General features: G+C 70.7%; 2 protein-coding genes. Both read right to left on the bottom strand.

The window, feature by feature from the left end; genetic code table 11:
* Positions 1–1,015: flagellar hook-length control protein FliK (gene fliK / locus AC1DYN_RS32525; RefSeq protein WP_477966929.1), on the bottom strand; the 1,015-nt coding region annotated here is incomplete at its 3' end.
* Between the two features lie 22 nt (positions 1,016–1,037).
* Positions 1,038–1,373 (bottom strand): flagellar protein FliT, encoded by a 336-nt coding sequence (locus AC1DYN_RS32520; protein ID WP_477966927.1) that lies wholly within the window; start codon positions 1,371–1,373, stop codon positions 1,038–1,040.
* Between the last annotated feature and the right edge of the window lie 18 nt (positions 1,374–1,391).

Here is a 1,391-nt window from a genome sequence, read left to right as displayed (position 1 = left end):
GCAGGGCGGCGGTGGCGTCGTCGCCGGTCGCAAGCCCGATCTGCAAGGCGCCGCCCACCATCCGCAGCTGCACATCGAGTTCGCCCAGTTCGGGGAAACGCAGGCGCAGGCGGCTGTTCCAGATCGCCCCGTCAGCGTCGCCGCCGCCATGGGCTTCGCGCTGCACGTCCCATTCCATCGGCTGGCCGGGCCACAGCTGGCCTTTCCACGCCAGTTGCGATTGCTCCTGCGCCGCCAGCTGCATGCTGATGAACTGCGCGGTGGCGGGATCCTGCGGGTTCGGGCGCGCGCCGGCCTGCGCGGCCTGCTGCTGCGGTTCGCTTGCCAGTTCGGCCAGCGCGCGCGAACCCTGCGCCCATTCGGCCACATGCGATTCGTAGAACAGGCCGCTCTTGCCGAACGCCTGCTTCAGGCCGGCGGCCAGCGCCGCCGGATCGGCGTCCGGTGTGGCCACCAGGGGCGCACTGCCGGTGACGGCGGTGAGCACCGTCTCGGCTTTCTGGGCGGCTGCCAGCACGCCGGCCAGGGCCTGGGCGGTGGGGCTCAGCGTGGTGTTTTTTGCTTCGGTGCCGCCGGCGAATGCCTGCGCGCCCAGTCCCGCGCTGGAGGCCAGCAGGGCGCCGGCGCGGCCGAGGGCGGCGCCTTCGCGGTAGCCCAGCGGGGCGCCCGGAGCATCGGTTTCGGCTTGCGGTGCGGGGCCGGCCTCGGCAAAGCCGGTGGCGGTGGTCTGGTTACCAACCTGGAAGGTGGGGCGGGGATGCAGGCCAATCAGCGTGAGCGGCACGTCGGCGCCGACCAGCGCGCCGGGGGGGAGTTGCATGCGCGCCTGGGTGTCGGCAAACTTGACGACGAAGGTGCCGTCGGTGAGTTTGGCCTGGACTTCGCCGTGGATCGCCTTGCCCAGCAGCGGCGCGACGGCGCGCGCAAAGGCTTGCTGGCGCGGGTCGACCGCCTGCTCGGCGGCCTGGGCCGGCGTGATGCGCGTGACGCCTGAAACGAGGTCGCGGGGCAGCATCAGTCAACCCCCGCCGGGCGCATCAGATGCCGTAGGCGCGCGCGACGCGGCGTTCGGTCGATTTGCTGTTGATCAGGGACGACAGATGCGCCATCCATGGGCTGGTGAGGTCGCGGATGCGGCGGTCGGCATCCAGCATGCTGCGGATCGCATTGACCTTGCGCACGCGTTCCTGGCCGGCCAGCGGGCCCACGCCTTCGTTGGCTTTGAGGCGGCGCGCGTGGGCGGCGCATTCCTGTTCAAGTTCGGCCAGGCGATCCCATTCGCTGGCAGTGGCCGCGGCGAGCATGCGCTCGGTGATGCCGACCATCGTTTCGTAGACCGACACCACTTCTTGCCCGTTCATCGTCATCGTCATCGTCGTCATCGTCAAGGT

The organism is Rhizobacter sp. P2_D12, assembly GCF_056404395.1.
Note: the sequence above shows the minus strand (reverse complement) of the source record. Positions and strands in the feature narration are given on the sequence as shown.

What these genes read in the sequence shown, in the direction of transcription:
- AC1DYN_RS32520 (WP_477966927.1), bottom strand. Translation starts at nt 1,373, where the DNA reads ATGACGATGACGATGAACGGGCAAGAAGTGGTGTCGGTCTACGAAACG.